Source organism: Lentibacillus songyuanensis (genome assembly GCF_039548255.1).
Classification (GTDB): domain Bacteria; phylum Bacillota; class Bacilli; order Bacillales; family Amphibacillaceae; genus Lentibacillus_C; species Lentibacillus_C songyuanensis.
Genome location: NZ_JBCLVH010000030.1, coordinates 17,152 through 43,008 on the forward strand (window position 1 = coordinate 17,152; position 25,857 = coordinate 43,008).

At 40.9% G+C, this 25,857-nt stretch carries 35 protein-coding genes; 17 read left to right on the forward strand and 18 right to left on the reverse strand.

Annotation, left to right across the window (positions count from 1 at the left end):
* Positions 1 to 426: 426 nt before the first annotated feature.
* The 4 genes from WMZ97_RS19690 to WMZ97_RS19705 form a co-directional block, all read right to left on the reverse strand.
* Positions 427 to 891, reverse strand: a complete 465-nt coding sequence (locus WMZ97_RS19690) for a DUF1641 domain-containing protein (RefSeq protein WP_343273806.1) — start codon at positions 889 to 891, stop codon at positions 427 to 429.
* Positions 891 to 3,830 (reverse strand): formate dehydrogenase subunit alpha, encoded by a 2,940-nt coding sequence (gene fdhF, locus WMZ97_RS19695; protein ID WP_343273807.1) that lies wholly within the window; start codon positions 3,828 to 3,830, stop codon positions 891 to 893. The genes WMZ97_RS19690 and fdhF overlap by 1 nt, the downstream gene beginning before the upstream one ends.
* 13 nt (positions 3,831 to 3,843) lie before the next feature.
* Entirely contained in the window at positions 3,844 to 4,653 is an 810-nt protein-coding gene (fdhD, locus tag WMZ97_RS19700; RefSeq protein ID WP_343273808.1) for a formate dehydrogenase accessory sulfurtransferase FdhD, read from the reverse strand.
* A gap of 230 nt (positions 4,654 to 4,883) precedes the next feature.
* Complete coding sequence (locus tag WMZ97_RS19705) at positions 4,884 to 6,167, reverse strand: L-lactate MFS transporter (RefSeq protein WP_343273809.1); 1,284 nt, start codon at positions 6,165 to 6,167, stop codon at positions 4,884 to 4,886.
* Positions 6,168 to 6,486: 319 nt separating this feature from the next.
* Here WMZ97_RS19705 and WMZ97_RS19710 point away from each other — a divergent pair, with 319 nt between their 5' ends.
* From WMZ97_RS19710 to WMZ97_RS19725, 4 genes are read left to right on the forward strand one after another with little or no spacing between them, the layout of a single operon-like run.
* On the forward strand, positions 6,487 to 6,741 hold the full coding sequence (locus WMZ97_RS19710; RefSeq protein WP_343273810.1) for a DUF2249 domain-containing protein: 255 nt from the start codon (positions 6,487 to 6,489) through the stop codon (positions 6,739 to 6,741).
* Positions 6,742 to 6,769: 28 nt separating this feature from the next.
* Positions 6,770 to 6,946, forward strand: coding sequence for a DUF2249 domain-containing protein (locus WMZ97_RS19715; protein WP_405027728.1), 177 nt, complete (start codon positions 6,770 to 6,772; stop codon positions 6,944 to 6,946).
* A 14-nt stretch (positions 6,947 to 6,960) separates the two neighbouring features.
* Entirely contained in the window at positions 6,961 to 8,196 is a 1,236-nt protein-coding gene (locus WMZ97_RS19720; RefSeq protein WP_343273812.1) for a hypothetical protein, read from the forward strand.
* Between the two features lie 22 nt (positions 8,197 to 8,218).
* Positions 8,219 to 8,521 (forward strand): metal-sulfur cluster assembly factor, encoded by a 303-nt coding sequence (locus WMZ97_RS19725; protein WP_343273813.1) that lies wholly within the window; start codon positions 8,219 to 8,221, stop codon positions 8,519 to 8,521.
* A gap of 271 nt (positions 8,522 to 8,792) precedes the next feature.
* On the opposite strand, the gene moaD is transcribed toward WMZ97_RS19725, so the two are convergent.
* From moaD to WMZ97_RS19750, 5 genes are all read right to left on the reverse strand, one after another.
* Entirely contained in the window at positions 8,793 to 9,029 is a 237-nt protein-coding gene (moaD, locus tag WMZ97_RS19730) for a molybdopterin converting factor subunit 1 (protein WP_343273814.1), read from the reverse strand.
* The gene (locus WMZ97_RS19735; protein ID WP_343273815.1) at positions 9,022 to 9,495 is read right to left on the reverse strand and encodes a molybdenum cofactor biosynthesis protein MoaE; all 474 of its coding nucleotides are present in this window, start codon (positions 9,493 to 9,495) and stop codon (positions 9,022 to 9,024) included. Before WMZ97_RS19735 ends, moaD begins: the two co-directional genes overlap by 8 nt.
* 1 nt (position 9,496) lies before the next feature.
* Complete coding sequence (gene mobB, locus WMZ97_RS19740; protein ID WP_343273816.1) at positions 9,497 to 9,994, reverse strand: molybdopterin-guanine dinucleotide biosynthesis protein B; 498 nt, start codon at positions 9,992 to 9,994, stop codon at positions 9,497 to 9,499.
* 82 nt (positions 9,995 to 10,076) lie between these two features.
* On the reverse strand, positions 10,077 to 10,388 hold the full coding sequence (locus WMZ97_RS19745; RefSeq protein ID WP_343273817.1) for a metal-sulfur cluster assembly factor: 312 nt from the start codon (positions 10,386 to 10,388) through the stop codon (positions 10,077 to 10,079).
* Between the two features lie 89 nt (positions 10,389 to 10,477).
* Positions 10,478 to 11,239, reverse strand: coding sequence for an alpha/beta fold hydrolase (locus tag WMZ97_RS19750; RefSeq protein ID WP_343273818.1), 762 nt, complete (start codon positions 11,237 to 11,239; stop codon positions 10,478 to 10,480).
* A gap of 444 nt (positions 11,240 to 11,683) precedes the next feature.
* On the opposite strand from WMZ97_RS19750, the gene WMZ97_RS19755 reads away from it, so the two are divergent.
* From WMZ97_RS19755 to WMZ97_RS19770, 4 genes are all read left to right on the forward strand, one after another.
* Positions 11,684 to 12,517: a Cof-type HAD-IIB family hydrolase gene (locus tag WMZ97_RS19755; protein ID WP_343273819.1), complete on the forward strand. Its 834-nt coding sequence runs from the start codon at positions 11,684 to 11,686 to the stop codon at positions 12,515 to 12,517.
* Between the two features lie 125 nt (positions 12,518 to 12,642).
* Positions 12,643 to 12,792 carry a hypothetical protein gene (locus WMZ97_RS19760; protein ID WP_343273820.1) on the forward strand — a complete coding sequence of 50 codons (150 nt, stop codon included), beginning with the start codon at positions 12,643 to 12,645 and terminating at the stop codon, positions 12,790 to 12,792.
* A gap of 1 nt (position 12,793) precedes the next feature.
* Positions 12,794 to 12,988 (forward strand): DUF3813 family protein, encoded by a 195-nt coding sequence (locus tag WMZ97_RS19765; protein ID WP_343273821.1) that lies wholly within the window; start codon positions 12,794 to 12,796, stop codon positions 12,986 to 12,988.
* 188 nt (positions 12,989 to 13,176) lie between these two features.
* On the forward strand, positions 13,177 to 13,443 hold the full coding sequence (locus tag WMZ97_RS19770; RefSeq protein WP_343273822.1) for a NifU N-terminal domain-containing protein: 267 nt from the start codon (positions 13,177 to 13,179) through the stop codon (positions 13,441 to 13,443).
* A 57-nt stretch (positions 13,444 to 13,500) separates the two neighbouring features.
* Here the strand turns inward: WMZ97_RS19770 and WMZ97_RS19775 are convergent, their stop codons facing one another.
* On the reverse strand, positions 13,501 to 13,941 hold the full coding sequence (locus tag WMZ97_RS19775; protein ID WP_343273823.1) for a hypothetical protein: 441 nt from the start codon (positions 13,939 to 13,941) through the stop codon (positions 13,501 to 13,503).
* A 30-nt stretch (positions 13,942 to 13,971) separates the two neighbouring features.
* Entirely contained in the window at positions 13,972 to 14,817 is an 846-nt protein-coding gene (locus tag WMZ97_RS19780; protein ID WP_343273824.1) for a YitT family protein, read from the reverse strand.
* Positions 14,818 to 14,950: 133 nt separating this feature from the next.
* Between WMZ97_RS19780 and WMZ97_RS19785 the strand changes: the two genes are divergently transcribed.
* The 3 genes from WMZ97_RS19785 (at position 14,951) to yppF (ending at position 17,506) form a co-directional block, all read left to right on the forward strand.
* On the forward strand, positions 14,951 to 15,826 hold the full coding sequence (locus WMZ97_RS19785; RefSeq protein ID WP_343273825.1) for a DegV family protein: 876 nt from the start codon (positions 14,951 to 14,953) through the stop codon (positions 15,824 to 15,826).
* A gap of 175 nt (positions 15,827 to 16,001) precedes the next feature.
* On the forward strand, positions 16,002 to 17,228 hold the full coding sequence (locus WMZ97_RS19790; RefSeq protein WP_343273826.1) for a hypothetical protein: 1,227 nt from the start codon (positions 16,002 to 16,004) through the stop codon (positions 17,226 to 17,228).
* An 80-nt stretch (positions 17,229 to 17,308) separates the two neighbouring features.
* On the forward strand, positions 17,309 to 17,506 hold the full coding sequence (yppF, locus tag WMZ97_RS19795) for a YppF family protein (protein ID WP_343273827.1): 198 nt from the start codon (positions 17,309 to 17,311) through the stop codon (positions 17,504 to 17,506).
* A gap of 55 nt (positions 17,507 to 17,561) precedes the next feature.
* Here yppF and WMZ97_RS19800 read toward each other — a convergent pair whose 3' ends face one another.
* Positions 17,562 to 19,043 carry an alpha-amylase family glycosyl hydrolase gene (locus WMZ97_RS19800; RefSeq protein ID WP_343273828.1) on the reverse strand — a complete coding sequence of 494 codons (1,482 nt, stop codon included), beginning with the start codon at positions 19,041 to 19,043 and terminating at the stop codon, positions 17,562 to 17,564.
* Between the two features lie 417 nt (positions 19,044 to 19,460).
* Complete coding sequence (locus WMZ97_RS19805) at positions 19,461 to 19,823, reverse strand: YisL family protein (RefSeq protein ID WP_343273829.1); 363 nt, start codon at positions 19,821 to 19,823, stop codon at positions 19,461 to 19,463.
* 186 nt (positions 19,824 to 20,009) lie between these two features.
* Between WMZ97_RS19805 and WMZ97_RS19810 the strand changes: the two genes are divergently transcribed.
* The 6 genes from WMZ97_RS19810 (at position 20,010) to WMZ97_RS19835 (ending at position 22,114) form a co-directional block, all read left to right on the forward strand.
* Positions 20,010 to 20,222, forward strand: a complete 213-nt coding sequence (locus tag WMZ97_RS19810) for a spore germination protein (RefSeq protein WP_343273830.1) — start codon at positions 20,010 to 20,012, stop codon at positions 20,220 to 20,222.
* Between the two features lie 16 nt (positions 20,223 to 20,238).
* A complete protein-coding gene (locus tag WMZ97_RS19815; RefSeq protein ID WP_343273831.1) occupies positions 20,239 to 20,451 on the forward strand; it encodes a spore germination protein GerPB in 213 nt (70 codons plus the stop codon).
* 120 nt (positions 20,452 to 20,571) lie between these two features.
* A complete protein-coding gene (gerPC, locus tag WMZ97_RS19820; RefSeq protein ID WP_343273832.1) occupies positions 20,572 to 21,138 on the forward strand; it encodes a spore germination protein GerPC in 567 nt (188 codons plus the stop codon).
* On the forward strand, positions 21,135 to 21,314 hold the full coding sequence (locus WMZ97_RS19825; RefSeq protein ID WP_343273833.1) for a spore gernimation protein GerPD: 180 nt from the start codon (positions 21,135 to 21,137) through the stop codon (positions 21,312 to 21,314). The genes gerPC and WMZ97_RS19825 overlap by 4 nt, the downstream gene beginning before the upstream one ends.
* 41 nt (positions 21,315 to 21,355) lie before the next feature.
* On the forward strand, positions 21,356 to 21,751 hold the full coding sequence (locus WMZ97_RS19830) for a spore germination protein GerPE (RefSeq protein WP_343273834.1): 396 nt from the start codon (positions 21,356 to 21,358) through the stop codon (positions 21,749 to 21,751).
* A gap of 144 nt (positions 21,752 to 21,895) precedes the next feature.
* Positions 21,896 to 22,114: a spore germination protein gene (locus WMZ97_RS19835; protein WP_343273835.1), complete on the forward strand. Its 219-nt coding sequence runs from the start codon at positions 21,896 to 21,898 to the stop codon at positions 22,112 to 22,114.
* A 40-nt stretch (positions 22,115 to 22,154) separates the two neighbouring features.
* Here the strand turns inward: WMZ97_RS19835 and WMZ97_RS19840 are convergent, their stop codons facing one another.
* The 5 genes from WMZ97_RS19840 to WMZ97_RS19860 form a co-directional block, all read right to left on the reverse strand.
* The gene (locus WMZ97_RS19840; RefSeq protein WP_343273836.1) at positions 22,155 to 22,712 is read right to left on the reverse strand and encodes a hypothetical protein; all 558 of its coding nucleotides are present in this window, start codon (positions 22,710 to 22,712) and stop codon (positions 22,155 to 22,157) included.
* Positions 22,709 to 23,350 (reverse strand): SCO family protein, encoded by a 642-nt coding sequence (locus WMZ97_RS19845; RefSeq protein WP_343273837.1) that lies wholly within the window; start codon positions 23,348 to 23,350, stop codon positions 22,709 to 22,711. The genes WMZ97_RS19840 and WMZ97_RS19845 overlap by 4 nt, the downstream gene beginning before the upstream one ends.
* A 101-nt stretch (positions 23,351 to 23,451) precedes the next feature.
* Positions 23,452 to 25,131, reverse strand: coding sequence for a cbb3-type cytochrome c oxidase subunit I (locus WMZ97_RS19850; RefSeq protein ID WP_343273842.1), 1,680 nt, complete (start codon positions 25,129 to 25,131; stop codon positions 23,452 to 23,454).
* Between the two features lie 15 nt (positions 25,132 to 25,146).
* A complete protein-coding gene (locus WMZ97_RS19855; RefSeq protein WP_343273838.1) occupies positions 25,147 to 25,608 on the reverse strand; it encodes a cytochrome c oxidase subunit II in 462 nt (153 codons plus the stop codon).
* 12 nt (positions 25,609 to 25,620) lie between these two features.
* On the reverse strand, positions 25,621 to 25,770 hold the full coding sequence (locus tag WMZ97_RS19860; protein ID WP_343273839.1) for a cytochrome C oxidase subunit II: 150 nt from the start codon (positions 25,768 to 25,770) through the stop codon (positions 25,621 to 25,623).
* Positions 25,771 to 25,857 lie beyond the last annotated feature (87 nt).

Below are 25,857 nucleotides of genomic sequence, written 5' to 3' on the forward strand. Positions count from 1 at the left end.
AATTGCCACTACGGAAAAACACTACGCTTTTTAGCGGGCGGCTGGAGTCTCTGTGTTTTTACTTCGCTGGTACGATGTGTGCAAGTGTATAAATAGCCTAACCAGTCCGGGATCGCTACGGGCGGTGACTCCAGCGGGAAAGCGAAGACGATGAGACCCCGCAGTGAGCGTTCTTTGCGATCGAGGAGGCTCATCGCGAGCCCGCGGAAAGCATCCGACCGTAGCGATCCCGGACGGCGGCAGCGGCACTCGTATTTAAAAATCAACGTCCTTTTTATGTCACAGTATATCTATTTACTGTCGTTAAAAAGAAAATCCGAACGAATTCGAGTTCCTATTGATGAAACTTGAATGATCGTTCGAATTTCTCGATAGCTACAACATTATCGTCCTAGCCCTTTATTCATTTTCTATTTCTGTTACTTATTACTTCCCCATCCCCCGTAAAAATTGCAATAACATCGTGATGCTTTTATTAATTTCCGGATCCTTTAGAGCCTTCAGCAGATCCATTGGTCGTGTGCGCTCGGTCCGTTCATATATCCGTGCTTCATCCAGGCCACGGTTAATTTTTTCAGTAAAATATTGAATGTCATCCATTCTTAATTCACCAATTAGAAATACTGCTTTTCCCAGGTTTTCCAGGATCGAAGTATATTGATCTTTATTTAACTCACTCATGACATTTTCGATTGCCTCTTCTTTATGAACAATAAGCGCATTTACCATCTCCAGGATGCCTTGGTCATGAAGCGATGCCAATAGTTCGATCCCCTGCAAAATTGCATCTTTATTTGCACTGACTGCTTTGACAACATCTTCCAGTTGGCGTTCTTGCATAACGTCCTCTGGAACCTCCATACGATTGATGGATGTAATTGGGTTTGCCATTATTTCTTCACCACGCTTCCCGGAAAAGTATAATCCCGACGCTCCCATTTACGCTCAACATTGACACTAATTTGCGGTTGACGATTACCCTTTCGATGGTTATGGGATGGAATAGGACTCTTTCCTTTTTTCTTTAACACTTTCATTTTTACAGCGATTTCTTTATACGCGGGTGTATTGGTATCTTTATCAACCGTATTGTTTGTTAAATAGTTAACCGCCGATTTACCATTATCATTTAACGGTAAATATAACTCATTTTTGTGCACTCGATCCGTGATATGAGCCGTTACCGTTGCATGCCCTTCTCTTGAAATCAGTTTTACGGTAGCTCCCTCTTCCACACCACGCTCATTAGCCAATTCAGGTGATAGCTCTACAAACGAACCAGGTAATTCATGTGTTAGTCCCGCAGATTTATATGTCATGTTTCCTTCATGGAAATGCTCCAGCACTCGACCATTATTGACATGCAGATCGTATTCTTCATCTGGTGAGTAATCATAATTAAATTCTAATGGATAAAGTCTTGCCTTCTTATCGTCAAATGGAAAGCCGTCAACATACAGCAGTGGCGTATCAGTTCCATCCTTTTCGACCGGCCATTGCAGACTGTTATACCCTTCCAAACGGTCATAGGTTACACCAGCAAATAATGGTGCAAGTGCGGCCGCTTCATTCATAATTTCCGATGGATGAGCATAGTTCCAATCATAGCCCATTGCATTGGCAACCTCCATGATAATTTGCCAGTCCGGTTTCGTATCCCCAATTGGATTTAGTGATTGATAGAGTCGCTGAATTCGGCGTTCTGTGTTCGTAAACGTCCCTTCTTTTTCCAAACTTGGGACTGCTGGTAAAATGACATCAGCGTACTCAGCTGTTTTTGTTAAAAACAAGTCCTGAACAATGAAGAAGTCCAGCTTTTTAAACGCATCGGTGACATAGTTAATATTAGCATCTACTACTCCTGTATCCTCACCTAAAACATACAAGGCATTTAATGAGCCCTCATGAATCGCATTAATCATTTCGTGGTTATCTTTTCCCGGCTCACTAGGGATTTCCGTGTTCCAGGCCTGTTCATACCGATTACGAACGTTATCATCTGCTACTTCCTCATAACCTGGGAAAAAATTTGGCATACTTCCGAAATCGCTGCAGCCTTGGACATTATTGTGTCCGCGTAATGGATAGGCACCCGTTCCATTGCGCATATAGTTGCCGGTAATTAATAGCAAGTTGGAAATGGCTGTACTGGTATCACTGCCCAACGTATGCTGCGTTACGCCCATTGCCCAGCAGATTGCCAGTTTGTCAGCACGGACAATTTGCTCGGCAATTTCGATTAAATCAGCTTGCGAAATACCAGTTACCTCTTCTGCATATTCCAACGTAAATTTATCCAGACTTTGTTTATATTCCTCGAATTTATTGACCCACTGATCAATAAACTCCTTGGCCTCATAGCCTTGATCAATAATATATTTTGTAACAGCGGACAACCAGACAAGATCCGTACCGCTTTTTGGCCGGAAAAACCTGTCAGCACGCTGCCCCATTTCGTGTTTCCGCAGATCAAAAACGTACAGCTTTTGTCCGAATAATTTATGCGAACGTTTAATTCTGGAAGCAAGTACCGGATGGGATTCGGCGGTATTGGAGCCAATTACTATCACCATGTCTGCTTCAGCAATATCATCAATCGAACCGGAATCACCACCATGGCCAACGGTCCGGAACAATCCCTTTGTTGCTGGTGATTGACAATATCTGGAGCAGTTATCCACATTGTTTGTTCCAACAACCTGTCTGGCTAACTTTTGCATCAAGTAAGATTCCTCATTAGTCGCTTTAGACGAAGAAATGAACCCTAACGCATCCGGCCCATGTTCACGTTGGATTTCCCGGAAGCGATTGGCAATATAAGTTAATGCTTCGTCCCACTCCACTTCGGCAAAATGATCCTCTTTGCGAATTAAAGGCTTCGTTAAACGTTCTTCAGAATTAACATAATCCCAGCCAAACTTTCCTTTGACACAGGTAGATATGTGATTAGCTGGTGATTCTTGTTGCGGCTGGACTTTTAATATTTTACGATCCTTTGTCCAGACATCAAACGTACAACCGACACCGCAATAGGTGCAAACCGTCTTCGTTTTTTCAATTCGTTCCTCTCGCATCGATGCCTCTGTATCGGAAACGGCAAATAATGGTCCATAACCAGTTTCTGCTTTCTTAGTAACTTCAATCATGGAGCGTAGCAAGCCTGGCTTATGATCCGTCATGTAACCAGCTTCCCCCTCCATATTGGTTTCGATCAGCGCGTTACAGGGGCAAACCGTAGCACACTGTCCACAGCTCACACAGGATGATTGATCTATTGGCACATCGTTATCCCAAATAACCCGTGGTGACTCCCGATCCCAATCGATTAATAGGGTTTCATTTACCTGGACATCCTGACAGACTTCCACGCAACGCCCACATAGAATACATTGGTCAGGGTCATAGCGATAGAATTTGGAGGAATGGTCCACCTTATATGGTTTCGCTTGAAAGGGTCTTGACTGATGCTCCAGGCCAAAGTCGGCCATGGTATTATGAATCTCGCAATTTCCATTGTTATAATCACAAACCGTACAATATAGTTCATGTTTTTCCAGAATGCGATCTAATGCTTCCTTTTGTGCACTATGTACGACTTCGGCTGCGGTGTCTACTTCCATTGCCCCTTCAATCGTTGTTCCGCATGCACGAACGATTTCACCATTAACCTTTACCATACAGGTATCACAGGTTTGAATGGGGCCCAATGATTCATTATAACAAATCTGCGGTACAAATTCGTCAGTAGTATTAAGTAGATCCAGTAAGTTCTGCCCTGGATCGGCTAAGTATTCTGTACCATTAATCGTGACAATGACATGTTCTTGCACGTCGTTCCCCTCCCTATTTTGATTCACGTTGATCCAGCATATCCCCATATATGCGTTCTTCATGTGTATAGATATTGAGTTTACTTTCGCGAATAAAGCCGACTGCTGTAATCTTTAAATCGACAGCCAATTTCAGCGCTAAATCGGTTGGTGCTGACTTCGCTAACAGGATACCAATCCCCATCTTGGAAACTTTTAAAACAACCTCAGAGGAAATCCGTCCACTAAATAGGATACATTTATCCCTCAGGGTAAGATGGTGTTCCAGAATATATCCATATAGTTTGTCAAGGGCATTATGCCGGCCAATATCGATAAACGCACAAATGATTTCGGTGCCATTTGCTAGTGCAGCTTGATGTACCCCGCCAGTGCGTCCAAACGTATCAGCCGTTTCGTCAAATCTGCCCATTAAACCCACAATTTGTTTACTTGATAGATTCGGTGCGCTGATAATCGTCTTTGCCGTTTGGACATCCTGTTTTAGATAAAACTCTCTACTCTTCCCACAACAAGAACCAATCCAACGCTCAGTTCGCTCCGTAAATGTCACAGGAAATTCAAGTTCAATATAGGCAAACCCTGACGTTTCATCGAGGGAAAGCTGTTTTATCTGATCGAATGTACGAATAATTCCTTCTGAAGCTAAAAAGCCGATAACCAACTCACGTAAATGCGTTGGTGTGCATACAATTGTTGCATACTGTTCTCCATTTATCATGACGGTTATCGCTGTTTCCCTGGCGATTTCGTCTTCTTCCACAGTTTGCAGATGATGATGAAATTTCGTTGTTTTCCATGTTGTTGTACTATGCCCGCTCACACCCATCCCCCTTTCTTCTACAGATATACACATCCTTAAATAAGTTACTTGTTCAAGAGAAGGATAAAGAACCGTCACTATTACTTGCCATATGAATACTATGAGCAAATACAACTTGACCGCTAATATTCTGTCATAAATTTCTTATGAGCTGATGCGGTGTCATTCATTTTATCCCTCAACTTGAACATCATCTTAAATTCTATTTCAAGATGTTTCTTATCGTAATATTAGCGCTGCTCATAACCAATACCCGAAAATGATATATTTAAATCTTTCTGCTGTTCTCTTAATCGTTTCATATCAACCCTGATCCATAACGAAAGAAGTAAGGCAATAACAAATAAAATTCCAAAAATAATCATAGTTAAATTATAACTTTTACTCGTATCATAGATCAGCGACAATAATAATGGTCCGACAACGCCCCCCATTGCCCAGGCAGTTAAAATGTAGCCGTGGATGGCACCGAGTTGTTTCGTTCCAAAAATATCACCAATGTATGCAGGAACAGACGAAAACCCACCACCATAACAGGAGACAATAAGAAATACCAATACTTGAAATAAGATAACATTAAAGGATATCGGCAACAGAAAAAAGGCGATTACTTCAATTGCAAAGAAGGTAGTATATATGTTTGGGCGACCAATATAATCCGATAATGTTGCCCAGCCAATACGTCCACCACCATTAAATAACCCCATCACGCCAACCATGGCTGCTGCTGCGGCAGGTGTCATACCCGCAATTTGCTGCGCCATTGGGGAAGCAACAGAAATAATAGCAATGCCGCATGTAACATTTAAAAACAACATCATCCATAGTATCCAAAAGCGGCGAGTCTTAATTGCCTCATTTGCAGTAAGCTGGGACAAGTCTGATTTGACCTTTATGGCACCGTTTTGTTCCTTTTCATGAAAACCTTTAGGCGCCCATCCCGCCGGTGGTGGAGATAGATACAAGGATGCAAGGGTCATGACGATGAAATAAATAATTCCAAGTGTAAAAAATGTATTGGAAATTCCTACTATATCAATCAGTGAAGCGGCAGCCGGGCCACTGATTAAAGCGGCAAAGCCAAATCCCATAATTGCTAATCCAGTGGCAAGCCCCCGGTGATCTGGAAACCATTTAACCAATGTTGAAACAGGCGCAATATAACCGATCCCCAGGCCAATTCCACCAATAATCCCATAAAAGAAATATAATAAGGTTAATGATTCCATCGCTGTCGCAAGTCCTGATCCCGCTACACCAACACCAAAAAATAATGCAGCCAGCATCGCTGATTTCCTCGGACCATGCTTTTCAACAAATTTGCCCATAAATGCAGCGGCAAACCCTAAAATAAAAATTGCAATGCTAAATACCAGCGAGATTTGGGTTGTTTTCCAGCCGAATTGATCTGCCATCGGATTCGTAAATACACTCCAAGCATAAGCGGAACCAATACAAATGTGAACGCCAACACCACAAATAGCGATCAGCCAACGATTTTTCACCTTTTCCACCTCTAAGCCCCCTTATTTTTTTCGTGACTTTGAACATTTTGTGAACATATTTTAATATCAATTTAACACTCTGGTTTTTCCAAGTCAATTAAATAATTTGAATTTTTATAAAACTAATCTCTATATATAGGTAACATAATGGATTAAACGTAATTCATGTACGTCATTTTTAATTAATTGGCTTTCTTTTAAACATCTGTTAGGTATTACCTTAAAAAACCATGAAACGTGAACTTGTGACACAAATCACTACTTCGCTAATTGAAAATGATTATCATGTAGATAGATGGTTTACAATTTCACAGACGAGGTGATTCGAATGGATACAAATGACCCGATCGAATTGGATGTTCGTGAGGATCTCCGTTTAAAAAAGGAGCCTTTTGACAAAATCATGGGCACCGTGAAGCAACTGGAGGACGGGCAAGCCTTTATTTTACACGCTCCCTTTAATCCCGTTCCGTTGCATGCGATTTTAAAACGAAAAGGATTTACACATGAATCAGAAAGAATTGAGAAAAAACATTGGAAAGTCATATATACAAGAAAGGAGCATTCTGATAGTGGAAATTGATAATCGTGGCCTTGAACCACCAAAACCAATGATGCGGACTTTAAAGGCGCTTGATAAGATGAACAGCGGGGAATCTCTGGCAATTATAAATGACCGCCGCCCCATGTTTCTATACGAGGAATTAAATGATCGTGGTTATTTACACGAAACCGAACCACAGGAGGATGGAAGTTTCAAAATTCTCATTACAAAGACTGGTGATTAACAATGATGCCCAACATGAGCATGAAATCAAACACAACGATCAAATTACCATTATTATTTATTCTCTATGCATTGATTGCCTTTGTGCTGGCACAAATTATTCTGTTGTTTCAACATGAATTATTGGCCGCAGGAAGTTTTCGTGTTCCCGGCGTCTGGATGGGAGCACACTTTCTTCTTTTGGGATTTGCCGTAATGATTGCCATGGGCGCGATGTACCAGCTTGTTCCGGTTGCATTTCTTACTCCCATCTGGAACCAAACGTTTGGTTTTATTCAATTTGGCTTTACAGGGGCTGGTATTACTGCATTTGCATTGTTGCTTTATTGGAAGCCCGACAGCGCTATTTATGGTGGAGTTATCGCGATCATCGGGATTATCATGTTTATCATCCAGATGGGCGTAACCATTATGAAACAGCAGAAAAAAAATACGATGACCCTGTTTGTTCTAGGTGCCATTACTTGCTTTTTTCTGACGATCATTGCCGGATTTTTACTGGCATGGAACGTGGCGTTTGGCGGAATCGGTAACCACCAAAGCTTTTTGTACACCCACATTATCCTTGGCGTTGCCGGATGGTTTACATTATTGATTTTTGGGTTTTCCTATAAACTGGTACCCATGTTTAGTCTGTCTCACGGCTTTACGATGAAATGGGCAAAACTAGCTTTTTCCCTTTATATTGCAGGGATATTTGTCTTAATTGCTTCCAGCTGGATGGCTAGTTCAATTGGAATTAAAATGGGATGGTTTTTACTGCTGGCCGGTTTTATCGGCTTTTTTCTTGATATGCGAGAAATTTTGAATAAACGGATGAAGAAAAAATTAGATTGTCCATTTATGTTTTCGTTGTTAGCCATAGGGATTGGACTGGGGCTTCATTTTAGTGCATTTGTGCTTTATTTATTTGGGGTAACTAAACCCGTCATCTGGAGTTGGCTGATCTTTCTCTATGTGATGGGGTGGATCATCTTTAGCATCTTAGGCTATTTATATAAAATTGTACCATTTCTGTGGTGGACACATCGCTATTCGGAAAAAATCGGCAAGGAAAAAGTCCCCACATTAAAAGAGATGATCAATGAAAAGTTGGCCGTACTCCTATTTATCTTATTTATCATTAGCAGTCTGGGAGTATTGGTCGGAGGAGTGACGGGAATAAGTGATATCGTTCTATTATCCCAACTATTGCTTACGTTAACATCACTTGCTTATGCCGGATCCATTATTCGTGTGCTGTTTGTCTAATGACCAGAAAGGAGAGTTTAGTATGTCACTAGCATCTGAAGTCGGTGCTTCATTATTTGATGTTATTGATCCAGAGCTTGGTATCAATGTGATGGACTTAGGATTGATTTACGATATTGAGGTGGATGAGGATTCAAATGTAAGGATTATTATGACCCTTACCACACCAGGCTGTCCAATGCATGATAGTATTGCCAATGGTGTGAAATATCGGGTCAGCCAATTGAACGATGTAAAAGAAATTGATGTGGATCTCGTCTGGGAACCAGCCTGGTCACCAGCTAACATGAGTGATCGTGCCAAAGAAAGGCTTGGTTTTGCATGAAACGTGCACTTTTCTGATCCAGTTGCGCATGGGGCCAACGACTTCCGCCATAGTCAATAGACACTCCAAACGCCTTAGTTCGGGCGTTTTACGGTCTCTTGGCTATGGCTTTTGTCGTTAAACGGCCACGCTGCACTTTTCTGATCCAGTTGCACATGAGGCCAACGACTTCCGCCATAGTCAATAGACACTCCAAACGCTTTAGTTCGGGCGTTTTACGATCTCTTGGCTATGGCTTTTGTCGTTAAACGGCCACGCTGCACTTTTCTTATTAGCCGCCACTAACTGGTGGGATAAAAGCAACGATATCGCCGTTCGTAAGCCCTGCATCTTCTGTTGCGTATTCCTCATTAACGGCTATCATGGCATTATCAAGGCCATCCAGTTGATAATCGGCTGCCAATTGCGCTTTTAATTCTTTTACAGATCCAAGATTGTCCGCTTTTATGGAAAGTCTATCTTTCCCCAGTTTCTCCTGCAGTTGAGCAAAAAGCAACACATCAATCATTACGCATTTCCTCCTCTGTTGGCACCCGATCCCGATAAGAGGTTGTTTCTAACTGATCTCCTATCCATTTGGTACCGTCTTTCCAATGCTCCTTTTTCCAGATTGGGACAATTTGTTTAATCCGCTCGATAGCATACCTGCTTGCATCAAACGCATCATTACGATGTGGTGTAGAAACCGCAATCACAACCGCAATATCAGATATCTCCAATCGCCCTACCCGATGCACAATAGCTGTTTTGGCACCCGGCCATTTATTATCGATTTCATCACCAATTTGCCGCAACATTTTCTCAGCCATCGGGATATATGCTTGATATTCCAAATATAATGTTTGTTTCCCAGCAGTAAATTCCCGGACCGTCCCAATAAATGTATTAATCGCCCCCGCCTCAGCGCGAACGACCTTTTCGATACAATCATTTAACAAAATGGGCTGTTGTGTAAGCCAAAAGTTTTGCTCCATTTTAACACCCTTCATTTATAATCTTAGCAAGCATGTCTAGTTGTGTTTCAATATTTGGAATCAAAAAAACCGGATAATCTGCATCCGCTAACACGTCCTTATTCCATGATCCCACAGCGATAACAGCAGAAAGATTACGGACAAGCGATACATCCTCTTTGTTCTTTACTAAAACAATTTTAGGAAAGTTCTTATGTTTAAATCCTTCCATCAGCAGAATATCGATTCCTATGGATGCATATAATCGCACCATTTCATTCAGTTCAATATTGGGCAGGATCAATTCTGTATTTGCTGCTCCCTCTACAGCACTAATACTGGCACCTGCAGTAAAATGCCGATAGCTATCAGTGGATGTTGCCATCGCCGGTTCTCCTCCATGCCCGTGATGTTTCAACGCACCCACTTTAAACCCTTGTTTCGTAAGGTGTTGAATCAACTGCCCCATTACCGTTGTTTTACCCGTATTCTTATATCCGACAATTTGGCATATTTTCATGATACTGACCCTCAATTGTACAATATTTCTTCGATTAAAAAGGCTGATCCATCCGCATGAACCAACCTTATATTAACAAAAATTAATCTGGAATACCTAATGCAATTTTGGCATATCGTGACATTTTATCTTTGCCCCAAGGCGGATTCCATACGATGTTAACGTTAATTTCCTTTATTTCAGGGATATCTGCAAGCGCACGTTTAATGTCAGCTTCAATATGTGCAGATAACGGGCATCCCATTGCTGTCAATGTCATCGTCACATCACAAACACCCTCATCATTCAATTCAACACCATAAATGAGGCCAAGATTTACAATATCGATTCCCAATTCCGGGTCGATAACGTTTTCGAGTGCACCGATTATATTATCCTGTAACGCTTCATCCATTGTTCATACCTCCCTGTTTGTTCTTATTCCATTTAAACATATTTCATCTAATTTTGAAATGATTTACCTCACAGGTTGTACCTGCTCTTTTAAAGGTGGGACGTAAACCAGTTTTCTGCTGCCAAGATAGCGCTACGGCTTACTTTATGATCACGGTTGGTCTCTTTGATAAATTGAATATGGTCCGGTTTGGTATAGTTCTGTTTGACATCGTTATAAAAGGTGTATGCATGATCAAACGGAACTACTGAATCCTTATCCCCATGCCAGAACAGCAGTGGACGCTGGTTTAACTTTTCCGGATGGACGGATAAATCAATTACTTCCAGATCATGATATAACTTATCAATCGTTGCATCAGATATAGGCAGCTTTCCCGTTTTTTTAAACCCTTCGACTAATATTTTTGCATAAGTAGTAAGCATAGGTGATCCCATTAAAATGGCCGCGGTTTTGACCCATGGATATTGGGTGAGCGCTGCAGCTGTTGTTATGCCACCCATGCTTGTTCCGGCTATACCAATTCGATCATCAAACAACTTCCCTTGTTTTGTTAGATGATCGTGAATTTCGTTTAACTCTTTCACATTTTGCAGCACAATATCCCAAAAAGCGATTTGTCGTTTCATTGGTGAAATATTCTCTTCACGCTCGCCATGATATGCACTGTCGGGCAATATAACCCGGTAACCTTTTTCAGCTAATAAATAGGCCAGTGGTAAATTATGTTCCTTGGCACTGGTGAAGCCATGAAAATAGACAACAACCGGCAAGGCTTTTGTTTCATCTTTGACATCCACCACTTCCAACGCTGGAATATTGCTAAAATACGTATGTAGTACACCAATCATCCTTGAAGACCCTCTCTTTATAAAGAATGTTCAAAAAGGAGAATAAAAAGGACCAAGAAATTCGAGAAGGCACAGTGTCGAGCAGCTAGCTTCCACAGAACGTGAACGGTTTTAGTAGAACATCCTTTTTAGCTACATGAGCATAAGTAATGCTTCACTGAATTCGTATCGCGAGCCAAAAAAGTGGTTATCCTTTCCAAGCAGTGGTGAAACAAGCCAACGAGCTTTCACAGGACGTGACGTTTTTAGCGGAAGTTTCCCTGTCGAAGGTCATTTTTACCGTTTTTTTGAACATCCTTTTGTAGAATTAACCTTATACTATCTTAGTATTAGTATGTACGCTTTTGCAAACAACATGACTGCAGAATCACAGCTCTCATATCGAATATTATCCTTTACTTTATTAGAAAACACTTATAAACTATTGGCATACGAGGTGAAATTATGGAAAATAAACAGCATTTAATCGCATTGGATTTAGATGGTACGCTATTAACGGATGAAAAAGTCATCAGTCTGCAAACGAAACAAACGTTAATGCGTGCGCAAGAACAAGGCCATATCGTTGTCATTTCAACAGGCCGGCCACATCGGGCAAGTATTGGGTATTATAAGGAACTGAAGCTGAATACCCCAATGGTTAATTTTAATGGCGCTTTGATTCATCATCCTTATGATGACAAATGGAAAGCACTCCATAATCCCATGCCCAATCGGACCGCATTAAAAATTGTTGATGCCTGTTATCAAATAGGTGTTCATAATGTATTGGCAGAGGTGCAGGACAATGTTTATCTGGATCAATACGACGAAAGAATCCTGGGGATATTTTCAAAAACGCAAAACGATCCCCCGTTTAGCATTGGAAGTTTAAAAAATAAACTCCAGGACGACCCAACATCATTACTCATTCATCCACAGGAAAGTAATATAACCACCTTACGAAACCATTTGGATGATTATCATGCTGAGTTCATTGAACATCGCAAATGGGGAGCTCCCTGGAACATCATTGAAATTGTTAAAAAAGGCATGAATAAAGCAGTTGGATTACAAAAGGTTGCCCATTACTACCATATACCGGAAGAACGAATTATCGCATTTGGTGATGAAGACAATGATCTGGAAATGATTGACTATGCTGGTGTTGGAGTAGCTATGGGAAATGCCATCGATGAACTGAAATCCATTGCGAAACATGTCACAGATTCCAATGAACAAAACGGAATCGGCAACTTTTTGAACAATTATCTAAACCTGCAAAAACAACCAATGTAAAGCAGCCAGGCCAAAAGTGGTATAGTCTGTTTCCCGGCAATTTCCTTTTATATTTTTTCATTGTTGTATCCATACTATAAGTGAACGTTACCTAGCGTTCACTTATTTTGTTGGGAGGAATCATCATGGGGAAAAACAGCAAGTCGAGACGTTTTGTACAACATGGCTCAGACTCCGTTAAGAAACATGATGAACGGTTTCCTTATCGCTCGCGTCTTTCTGATGCAGAAGCAAAAGATGAGGAATCAGACGACCAAACAATAGGGGGATTATAAATTGGAAAATAATCTTTTTCAACAGGCCAAAGACGCGGTTAGTCGTCTAACGAATGCTCAAAACGCACCGAGTGAACAAGATAAACAAGCAGCACAACAAGCTATCCAACAAGCATGTACTAATTGCACTGCTGAGGAAAAGCAACAGCTCGAGCAACTTGAACAAACGCTGAAACAAAAAAATCAATTGAGCTAACCTTCGCAAATATACTTGGTATGTAGTCAATATCTAATTCATTTACAATAATGAAACAGTATCGCTACTACTAAGTGATCCCTCCGTGGTACTATACTGTGGAGGGATAATTGTGTTTATACCTTTTTTCCCTGTCCTATTTCTGCTAATATAGATGTAAGTAGGTAAATTGAGGAGGGATTACTTAAATGGGAGTACGAGCTGAAGCAACACCGAACCCAAATGCACTAAAATTTTCAACCGATAAATTGATTTTTCAAGGAAACAATAGTATTTCTGTAATGCCCGGTGATACAAGTGAACACGCAATTCTGAATGATCTTATGGACGTAGAAGGTGTTGATAATGTGTTTGGTTATCAACATTTTATTACCGTGAATAAACAGTTCGATGCAGAATGGGACGAACTGCAGCCCGAAATTGAAAAAGTTTTTGCGAAGTACGGATATAACTAAAAAATGCTTGGAGTCATGACCGGCTCCAAGCATTTTTTAGTGTGTTGCCAAATCAGATCATTCATTTATATCCACCGGTACATAATTTGGATTAATCCTTTTCCCCGCTTTATCTTTTACATAAAAAGTGAAAATAGGAACTTCGTCGCTAGAGACTTCATTTTCGGGCTGGTCTAAATCCAAGTCGAACGCTCCCCATCCGGTATCATCAGGATCCAGTGTCACCTTTGTTTCATTGATAATCACATCATCACCATATTTTAACACATAGAAAAATTCATCATTCGTTGTTGATGCCTTTCCTTTCACCTTGATTTTACCATCGGGAGTTTGAATATCAAGTTCGGTTAAATTGAGTGAAGCCGTTTCTTTGTCTACAGATGCCGCTTGTTCTTTCGTGCTTTTGGAGTCATTAGCCACATCCTCATCCTGCTTGTCTTGACTGCTGCAGCCCGCTAACAGTACGATCACTGCAATAAAAAATAAAAACTTTTTCATAATAGTCGCACCTAACCTTATATATTATTATTAATCATTGCGTCTAAAGAAACCGAAAATACCGGTCGTTTGTACAATATTGGTAAATGCGTTTGGATCTACTTCGGAAATGATCTGTTCTAAATCATATAGTTCATAACGTGTTATGACCAGGTACATCATATTTTTATTCTCTTTTGTATACGCACCTGTTGCTGGTAAAATGGTAATACCACGCACCATTTTCCGATGAATGGCCTGCTGCAATTCATCAGCTTTATGAGTTATAATCATGGCTGTCACTTTCTCATGACGTGTATGAATCGCATCAATGACCCGTGTTGTTACATAAAGTGTTACCATCGTATATAAAGCATTCTCCGGCTCGTAAAGGATTCCAGCAAGGGCAATGATAATTGCATTTAACAATAGGAAATAGCCGCCGATAGGTTTGTCTTTCATTCGGGACAGAACCATGGCCACAATATCCATCCCACCTGTAGATGCCCCCAGTTTCAAAGTGATTCCAACACCAATACCGGAAATAACACCGCCAAACACTGCGTTCAGAATAATATCATCGGAAAAATGTACAACAGGGAGCAGTTCGAGAAAAATGGTTGTACATAACACGGAAATGGCACTATAAATCGTAAATCCCTTGCCAACTTTAAACCAGCCCAAGATAGCAACAGGTATATTAAGTATGAATAACAAAATACCCGTACTGATTTTCAACCCAACAAAGTCATTAAACACACTGGAGAGTAACTGCGCTGCCCCGGTGAATCCGCTCGCATAGACGTTAGCCTCAATAAGAAAGAAGTTCAGTGCAATCGCGCCTAATAACGCACCGAATATCACTATAATAATTCGTTTTGCCTCCACTAAAAACATTTCGTACCTCCTTGCCCTTATGAACATTCGTCATTCACCATATTCATTAGCGCAGTAAAAAATATGCTTTGACTAAACATACCGTTAGCTATAAACTAATTACAATGATTATTTTATGAATGAAGGTGAAAACATGAATGTAAAAATTCTTACCGATTCTGCATGTGATCTATCAGAACAACATTATAACGAATATAACATAGAAATGGTACCGTTAACCGTTCATCTTGATGGAAAAGATTATGCAGATGGCAAAACGATTTCCCCGAAGAAGGTCTACGATGCCATGCGTGAGGGGAAAGCGCCAAAAACGTCCCAAGCATCCTTACAGTCGTTTAAAACTATTTTTACCTCCTGCGCCAAAACAAATCAAGCCTTAATTTACATAGCATTTTCTTCAGAATTATCTGGTACGTATCAAGCAGCGAAAATGGCGGAACAAGAGGTAAAAGAGGATTATCCTAATGCTTCAATTCATGTTATAGACTCGAAATGTGCCTCACTAGGCTTTGGACTGGTTGTTCTTCGTGCTGCCAAACTCGCAGGAGATGGTGCAAGCGCAGAAGACATTTTGGAAACAGTCACCTATCTCACCAGCCACATGGAGCATATTTTTACTGTTGACGATTTAGAATACTTGTACCGGGGCGGCCGTGTTAGTAAGACAGCTGCATTCGTCGGTTCGTTATTAAAAATCAAACCAATTCTGCATGTGGACGAGGGGAGTCTGGTACCACTTGAAAAACTACGTGGTTCCAAAAAGTTACTCCAACGCATGTTAGAAATCACAGAAAAACGAGGCGTTTATTTAGAAAATCAGGTGATCGGAATTGCCCACGGAGACGACTGGGAGCAAGCGAAGAATCTAGCGGCCGCCGTTAAGGAGAAATTCCATCCAAAAGATATTATTATCGAGATGGTTGGCTCGGTGATTGGCGCCCATTCCGGCCCAGGTACCCTGGCATTGTTTTTCTTGAATGATGAAAATAAAACCACCAAGGCTATCTAGTACAAGTGATAGCCTTTTCCTCAGGTGCTTTGTTTTAGCTCCGTTCTATTACAAAAGTACCGTTTACGCCATATAATTGTTATCGTTTTTTGACATTATCTTGAATTCTATTGCATCTTTGCTCCTATTTCGCGACAATAAGTAATAGTGACTGAGATAATAGGAGCGATTAGACATGCCGCGGCTTTTTGTACACTTTACATTCTTGTTATTTACCTTGACAGCATTATCCGGATTATGGATGCGACTACACCCTTTTTATCCGGGCAGCACATTCACCTACACAAATGTGATGCATGGCCATTCGCATCTGGCTATTTTGGGTTGGGCATTTATGGGAACCTTTCTTATCTTTTTAACACTCTTTTGGAAATCAATCAAACAAAAGAAGCAAGCTACGGTACTTACGGTCACCCTGTTTATCATGTCGGTTTTTATGTTTGCCTCCTTTATTTATCAAGGCTACGGGGTTATTTCGATTATCTTCTCTACCCTCCATATTTTGGTGGAATTCTGGGCCGCCTTGTTTATGTATCGGCAAACGAGACGAATGCAGCAAATACCTTACGTGGGCCGATTATTTATTAATGGTGCACTAATTGCGTTACTTATCTCGGCTATTGGACCGTTTTCACTTGGTTTTATTTCCGCCAGCGGGTTAAGAAACAATCCTATTTTTGATATGGCTATCTATTTTTATTTACATTTTCAGTACAATGGCTGGCTTTCTCTCATGTTGATTGGCTTATTTATTATTGTGCTCCACCGCAGGAAAATTCCTTTTCAGCATATGTGGGTAAAGATAGCGTTTTGGTTTTATTTTGTTGCTTTGTTCCCCGGATATCTTTTATCCATCTTATGGAGTGATATAGGGAACTCTGGCAGCATTCTGGCTGATATAGGAAGTATCGGGCAATGGATAGGTGTTGTCTGCCTTGTATTTGCCTTTAAGGAAATATGGGTCTATCTTTACAAGCAGGCCCATGAAATTACCATCGTTAGTTTATGGATAACTTTCTTCCTGCTCATTGTCAAGAGCACCATGGAGCTAGGATTAATTTCACCTACCATGGCCGATCTGGTATACCAGACAAGAAGTATCATTATCGGTTATTTGCATTTTACCCTGTTAGGTTTTATCAGCATTTTTATCTTGACACAATACCAGTTGACAAAAATAATTCATACAAAGAAAAAACAAATGCAATCAGGTATGATTATCTTTCTTATTGGTTTTTTCTTAAACGAGTTATTTTTGTTTGGTGACGGACTGGCCCGCTGGTGCGGACTAGGCCCCATTCCCTATGCACCTCAAGGATTGCTCGGGGTAAGTGTGCTGTTAGTAATTGGTATAGTAATGATGTGGCTGGCCTTTTTTAGACAAAAAAAGCTGCGCTTATGAATGTATCTGCACCCTCTTTCATATATTTTAAGATAAGAACGGACTGGACAAGTTATCAAAATAGATGAAGGAGGATGTTTATGCAACTGTATGAGCTGGCTCAAGCATATGAACATAATCGTGGGGTGGCTTATCAATCGATCAATCAGCTATTGGATTTTTATCAGCAGAAATATATTAGTGGGGATATTGATATTACAACCTATCAGGAAGTATTTCACGTGTTACACGAACAAGGCGCAACCTCTTCCCATGATTATGCTTTCCAGCAAATCTAAAAGACAAAATAGCAGATAGCATATATTTCCGTGCTATCTGTTATTTTTATCCACTTTATCCTTGGATTGGTTTATTTTTGTGCTGTTTCCGGCTTAACAGGACGACGCCCAGGATAAACACAACAAACACTGCAACAATCATGCCAATGAACAACCAATTTAACCCGGTATCCTCTTCTGCAACATAGACTTCCACCGATTCACGATCAATCCCAATCTTGTAGGTGCCATCATCATTTTTCCGTACAATGTTATCACCTAACAAGCCGGTAAGCTGCATGCCTTCAGGGACATCATCAACCGTGACTGCTTTCGTACTCGTATCATTATTGATCGCAATATACAGGCTTTCCTTACCATCCGAACGTTTAAAAACACTCATCGCCCCGTTCGATCCAGCGAGTTCAAAGTCCCCATCTTGTAAAGCCGGAAATCGGGATCTTAGGGAAGCCATTTTATTGAAAAAGTCCCCTAATTCCTGATCGCTTTGGTTAAACTCAACCAGCCGCTGCCCTTTTTCAATTGTTGGACTATCCATTGGAATCTCAGATCCCTGGTAAATCTCAGGAATTCCAGGCGTCGTATATAAATAGGCAAGCACTAATTTCCATGTTGTTGCCGGATTTCTCTCATTCTCCACGGTGTCCTGGGTAAACCGTTTGGTGAATTTATTATCAATCGTTAGCAAGTCACTTTTTTTACCCGATGCTTTCCAGTTACGATAAAGTTTCTCAACCGGGGTTCCAGCATGGCTGAATACATCAGTCATCAATTCCTGTCCGGTTGGATCCTCGATAAATGGTATGCCCGCATCATAGGCATCTTGTGTTAAATCTTCAGCACGTAACACACTTGCCGTCAAATAAATGTCAGGTTTCGTACGTTTGACATGATCAACAAATTCTTGCAGGAAAGCGGTTGGTATCTGGTCAACTGCATGTAGATGATACCCATCAATATCCGTTTCTTCAAGCCAATAATCACCAGCTTTCAACAGCATATCTTTTACTTCCTTATTTTCCAGGTTTAGCTGTACCGCTTGATCCAGCCACATCGCATCTTTTGCGTTGTTAGGCACTGTCTTATTCGGATCATTTGCAAAAGAATGGGTCGATGCAACATAATTTGGAACAAACTCCAATAGCACCTTCAAATCGCGTTTATGCGCCTCTTTGACAAGCGTTTGCAGATCGTTTATGCTGCCAAATTGGTCCTCCACTTTAAAAAAATCATCGATCCAATAGCCATGGTAACCACCTTTGGCATTTTCCATGATGGATGATAATGAAATCGTTGTAAAACCTAATCCCTTAATATAATCCAGCTTATCCGTTATTCCCTTGATATCTCCCCCGTGATAGGCCTGTGGATCATCCACATCGACTTGATCACCAAGCTGCTGATCGCCATTATTAAAACGATCTACAAAAATCGAATAAATCATTTCATCCTCTATCCCGTTCTCCTCTGCATGAATTGAACTTGTCCAGCAAAGAAAGAACGGGATGATCAATACAAATAAACCAACCTTTTTCATACCTTTTCCCCCAACTTTTTAAAATGCTATATCTTATTATTCTCTTTTTGCAATAAAACACAATAGCCTGGATAAGATTGTTGAAAATCTTTCATATAAAGTGAACCTTCATTCAGTGGGGGTTATCGACGCACAGGACGTGCTAGTGCAAGTGAAGGCATAAGGACGTGACGGTTTAGCCTGCCCTATCTGCCCCACTGAATGTTAGTTAAACAGAATCAGACCTTTACGGGCAGTTGACCCCCCACTTATCTTTTTTAGTTTCACCTCAAAATCTTGAAATGGGGGTCTTACTGTCCATTAAGGCAGGATAAATGAGGAGGCAAAACGAGACAAGACAAAACACCTTTGCTTCTGTACAAAAATAGAGCCCCGCTGCATTTATGTGTAAATACAGCGGGGCCCTTTCCTGCTTTTTTAGAAAAATCCTAGGTGCAAGCGGCCGAATCCTAATATGAAGGTAATCACCACCGCGATCACCAATTGAATCCACCAGCTTTTTGCAGCTTCTTTTCTTCCGCTTTTCAACCCAATCATTTCCATTGCAAAGATAGCCCAAATTCCGGCAAGCCCTTTAAAAATAGCTTCCCCCATTTGCGGAGTACTAAAATAATAGGCAAGCAGTGTACCGCCTGAATATAGAATAAGTAAGAAATCCAGCCTTAATATCATGTGAACGATTTTCGCACCTTTAGCTTTTCCCTGTTTATTTAGAACGACCACAACAATAAACAGGATAAACGCCAGTATCCATGATGTTACGTGTAAATGTGTACTCATTTAATTTCCTCCCAATCTTTCATGTTCAACCTATCATAAGCTATCATACCATGTCCAGGAAATTAATTCATTGGAAAGTAACTTGGACACCACTGGGCGATTCATGATTTCCAGTATTGCTTTCATTATCAGTTTCAACAATTTAAGAAAATCACATAAACTAAAACAAAAGGGGGACGAATGACGATGCCAGCAAAAGTTGGGGCAGTTAAAGTTGTAACCGTTGCTTCATCCAGTATTTTTAATATTGGTGACGTTTATGCCATGTGTCCGGAAAGCTCAGCAAAAACGTACGCTGGCGGTGGTTCCTTCAACACTGGCGATGGGATTCGGGTTAACTTAGGCAATTCTAATACGTATGTATATGACAGAGACATCGTCGACCAGGGAATTGTGTAGTGAATGGAGTGAGAACATGAACATTACCATTCATCAATCTATTAATATTAACCTAATCAAAATTGGTGCGATCACCAACTCTTCGGTATTACAAATCGGCAGTACGGGGAGCATCCAGGCACACTCTGATATTCATAATACAGGAGAATACACAGAACCAGCTGAAAAAGCGGAGGCACTCACAACCGAAAACACACCATTAATTCCGCTGAGTCATCCAGGCGGGTAGCACAAATCGATCGTCGGTTGCATAATCTAATCATAGGCCTTTGCCTAAGAGAACAACTATCATCGCTAATTGACTAACCAAGGCAGATAGGAGGAGATTTTCATAAACCAGAATGAATGGATGAATTACTTTTACGACCTCCATCAGCATATCCAAGAACAGGATCACAAAATCAAAAATTTGGAATCTCAGTTAAAGAAAATAGAGCAATCGTCACAAGACCACCAACACACGACGATCGAGAAAATTGAATATAATTTTGATCAGCTAAAAATCGAACGTTTGGATGGAACCCTGCATATCGGCCTCTCCCCTGGTGACTTAGCCAACATGGACCAATTAGGAATAAATCAGAGGAATACTGTTGAAAATAAACCACCGATGAAGCAGACATTACAAACCGACCTTAGGCAGCATATCTATCAAGAAGGTCCAAAAATCATTCAACATTTGGCTGATCAGTATCAGCATCCGGTCGATGAAAATTTCCGAAATGTCATGCTTGCCGATATCGAAAAACAGCTTCCACAACGAATCCAATATTACGAACAAGAAGCCAGAAACAACCAGCATTTAGCGAATGAAGATCAAGTAATGGCCTATGTGATGGATCGGATTAAACAAGAAATCCATCAATCACTTATTACCTATATGCAAGGAAATGGGGAAAAAGGAGAAGATCAATGAATCTAGAAGTTCATAATTGGAATCTATGTGTCGGTGATGTTCAAATTGATGCAGTTACCGGTTCCTCCGTATTTTTAATTGGCGATAATGATGAAATGAAACTATCCTCGTTCTTTGATACACCTCCAGAAGCATTTACGATTGGAACGGTCGTGCCGTTAGCGCCACAGGGATAAGGGGATAAATGACATATAGAAAAGAATAAAGGTGATGCCACATGCAAAAGCGAACAGCTGATGTAAAACAAATAACAGGTACTTCTGTTGCCTTTAGTTCCATCCTGGCAGTAGGTGACACCGAAATTGCGCAGCCACAAACAAAGATATCCGCTGTCCAGGAGCAGGGACCTTTTTTCACGGAGCAGGATCAAGTTAAATTTAGTAATTATCCGATCTATTCCATACCTGCCAAATGGATCAAAAGCCCAGTTCCGGTGCACCAGCAAATCATTCACCACAAACACTCCATTCAAGTAGAACGGGTTCGATTTAATGGTGTTTCCTCCTCTTCTATCTTGCAAGCAGGCAGTATCGGAAAACTAACAGCAGATGCACGGATTAAACATTTCCGAATTTTAGAACCGACTGTTAACCATCCAGCACAAGAGTCCTAGGCCATTCATATCTTATATGGAAGATGTTCAAAAGGTCCGATAATAAAAACACAATCGCTTTTCGTAAAAACAGACAAATGATATTTATCACCTTTTGAACCTATTTTTATGGTGACACAATACAAAGATCAGGAAGGTGGAAACATGCCGTCTATCGTAGGTCCATTAAAAGTAAACAGTATTGATGGTGGGGTAGTGAATTTTGGCGATTCTTTTTACCTCTCACCAAAAAGCACTGCAAAAACCGCCGCTGGTTCCGGTTCCCTGAATACAGGAGATTTTATTAATACAAACACCGGGTTTAGTTCAACAAATCCGGTCGATCCAGATTTGTTTGATCAACTAATATCAGCAAATGCGTAAAGCGTTCGTCCTCCGCCTGTCCTGTAGCGGGGGATGAACGCTATTTATATGCCGACTGATCGGTAAACAATAATTGGATACCATAAATTATCATGCACGCTGCCATGGCAGCAGATCCCCAGCCAAGTGTTTTTTGATCCACTTCCAGATAATTATTGCATAGCTGTTCATCAACACCAATATACAGGATAGCCATTATCAGAAACACAAGCATGATAAATACATATAATACCCCTTTTCCAAAGGTATGAAGCTTTTTCCAACTATCACGTAACGCTACCCCGGCCAAGAACGGTAAACTAATAAACTTAAATATCTCCACGCCATATAAGGTAATCGCTTCATCCATTGCCCGCGGAAGCATCCAGTAGCTCCAAATAATTATGAAAAGTAATAGACCCGGTACGCCATTCGGATTCCATTTGTCGAAGAAGCTGGGAAGTTGCAGCTGAAAAAAGCGGGCCATCAGGAAACCAGAAATAACAAGCATAGGCATTTGCATATGCATATGCACAATCATAATCGATTCAAGCAAATGAGAAACGGGGGGCAGAATTAGAAAGACAAACAACAAAAGACCATAAGCAGACTGTTTCATTGACTATTCACCCACTCTTTATTAAGAATGTCTGTCACCTTATCAGCCGCATCCCCGATTTGCGTAAAATCCATTACCTCCAGCAAATGTCCCTCGCGTCCAATGAGATAAAAAGCGGAGTTGTGTGTAAAATTGCCGTTCCCGTCTGGAATAACGATAACTCCTAATTGTTTAAGCATATTATCCAGTTCTTCTTGATCATTAACACGGACCATGCGCCATGTGCTGCCATCACTATCAAACGCATTTTCATAATTTGCTAATGTTTTCGGTGTATCACGTTCTGGGTCAAAGCTGATACTTAAAAACAGAATATCCTCCCCGATATATTTTTCCGGGATTAAATCATATACTTCCCCCATGTTTTTTTCTAATATTGGACAAACATCTGTACAGCTAGTATACATAAACGTAATAAAGACATATTTCCCATTCGCGAGTTCATTGAATGTATATGATTCTTCGCTTGAGTCCTCCAGCGTAACAGCAGGGAACTCAGGCTTATCCTTTATTAATTCATAGGTCCGGGCACTTTCAGCAGTAAAAGCATGGAAACCGTCTGTGCCAACATAAAAGAGTACCACCCCAAAGATCAGTACGACCGTCATAGCAATCCAAGTGTGTCTTTTTGAATTCATATGATCACTCCCTAAAGCACAATCCAGAAGTCAGAACCGAAACTGTCTATTCATCCAGCATCTGTCCTCTGACTTCTGGTATCCGACCTCTGACTTTCAGGTTACCACGTCTTTATCGGTGGCGATCCTGGAGGTGCATTCACAATGAAGTCCACGATTGGAACGGCATACGCCATTGCAACAACCATCAGCATTAAGATAATCCAAAGACTCCAGCGTTCGGTCCACATCGGTGTTGGCAATGCATCATCTTCTGCTTCACCAATTGGGAATTCTGTCTCTCCTTTTGGTGCAAAGAACATCATGTTAAATACAGCATAGACCTGAATAATAATGCCAATTAGCAGTAACGTTGCGCCAATTCCCATGACATATTCATATGGAATCCAGCTCTGTGCAGTTGCATGATCACCATAGGTAGTAAAGGAAGTACGGCGTGGATCACCTAGCAATCCGACTAAATGCTGGGAACCAGACATTAAAATCATACCTGCCGTCCAGATAATCGTTTGAATGACACCCAACTTATTCATCTGTGGTGTTAACTTCCGTTTGGAAATATGCGGAATGAGCCAGTAACAAATTCCGAAAAATGTGAGTACTGCTGTAACCCCTACCGTTATATGGAAGTGTCCAACCACCCATAATGTGTTGTGAATAACCTGGTTCATCTGGTTACTTGTATTAATCAAACCACCCGCTCCACCAGGAATAAATGCTATCATCGCGATCATTGGTGCCAAAAAGCGCACATCGCCCCATGGCAATTTTGTAAACCAGCCAAGTAACCCTTTTCCGCCACGACGTCTTCCGGCACGCTCAAACACAGCGAACATAGCAAACGCGGTCATTAATGAAGGAAAGGCAATCGAAATACTCATAAAGACATGCAAGAATTTAACCGACTCCGAGATACCTGGATCAATAATTTGATGGTGAAATCCACCAGGTATATTCAAGATAACGAGTAAAATAACAACTAATCTAGCTAATTTATCACTAAACACTCGCCCGCCGATAACCTTTGGAATAACGACATACCATGCAGATGTTGCAACAAGGTACCACACGTTAACAAGTGTATGACCGAAGCTCCAAAACAAGGTCCGGCTAATCATGACATTAATTGTTTCTTTCCAACCTAACGACCATGGGATTAGTGTTAATACCTCGATCGTCACCCCAATACTGCCGAAAAACCATAATACAAATACACCCATTGCAAAAAAGGCCATTAATGGAGTTGTTTGCCCGCGATGTTGTTTCCGCCAGTGTGTGTAGTTGATAAAAACACCAAAAGCACAAGCCCAAATACCTAACATGGCAAAGACTAAGCCGATATAAAAGACTGGTGATGCCGCAAGTGGCGGGTAAAATGTATATAATACCGACGCTTCATTCATCACAATTGTTGTAACAACCAGGGCCACACCGATCAATATTAAACCAAACCCTATCCATGCCAATTTCCTGACAACTGGCAGAAGTCCACCAAGTGAATGCGAAACCCCTGCATATAAATAACCAATTGTGAAACTGGCTGTAAACACAAGGATCAGTAATATCCCATGTGCAGTTAATACTTGATAATAATTCAACCATGCTGGCAACTGCAATAGACCACTGCGTTCAAGGCCTTGGATAAGCCCTAGAATCCCGCCAATTAAGAGGACAATAAATGATACCGATAAATAGGCTTTAGATATACGTGCGTCAAGCGGATTAACCCCTAGCACCTTATTTGTTTTCCGCCAAACTGTATCTTTACTTGCAAGTTCCATCATGCTTCCCCTCCTTTACTTCACCGTTATAGTTGTAGACATTTGCTGGTGACCAACCCCGCAATATTCATTACAAAGCACCAGATAATCTCCTGGTTCTTTGAATGTATGCGAAATCCGTTGAATATGACCAGGCATGACCATGGCATTGATATTCGTTCCCGCTACCTGAAAGCCATGCGTAACATCCTTGGACGTCATCGTGAAATGAACTTTTGCGCCGGCGGGTACTTCAATATTACTTGGATTGAAACCAAATGCCTGCAAAGTCATGACCACTTCATACTCATTTTTCCCGATTTCTTTTACCCCTGGATCGTTAAATGGGGCTGTTTGATCCACTTGTTGCGGGTCAATGGTTTCCTTATCACTTGGCGGTCCCATTCCTAACGCAAATGCTTGATAGCCGACAATGACCATAAACATGATTAGAATTCCTGCACTTAAGGTAAGCCAAATTTCCTCAAATTTGTGCATGTTTATTCCCCCCTATACTCTTACCATATATAACCAAAATATTGCTACCCACATGATGACGATGACAGCGGCGACACCCCCAACCGCCACTAACGTACCTAATAATGATGATTTGCTTGGATCTTCCTCAGGTTTGTATATCTTTTCTTTGGTCGTTTCCATTTCCACCCCTCCTCGTATAATAAGTTTCAGAAATTGATTTTCTTGCTCTTTGACAATTAAATAATACTTCTTCACTACTTATTAGAA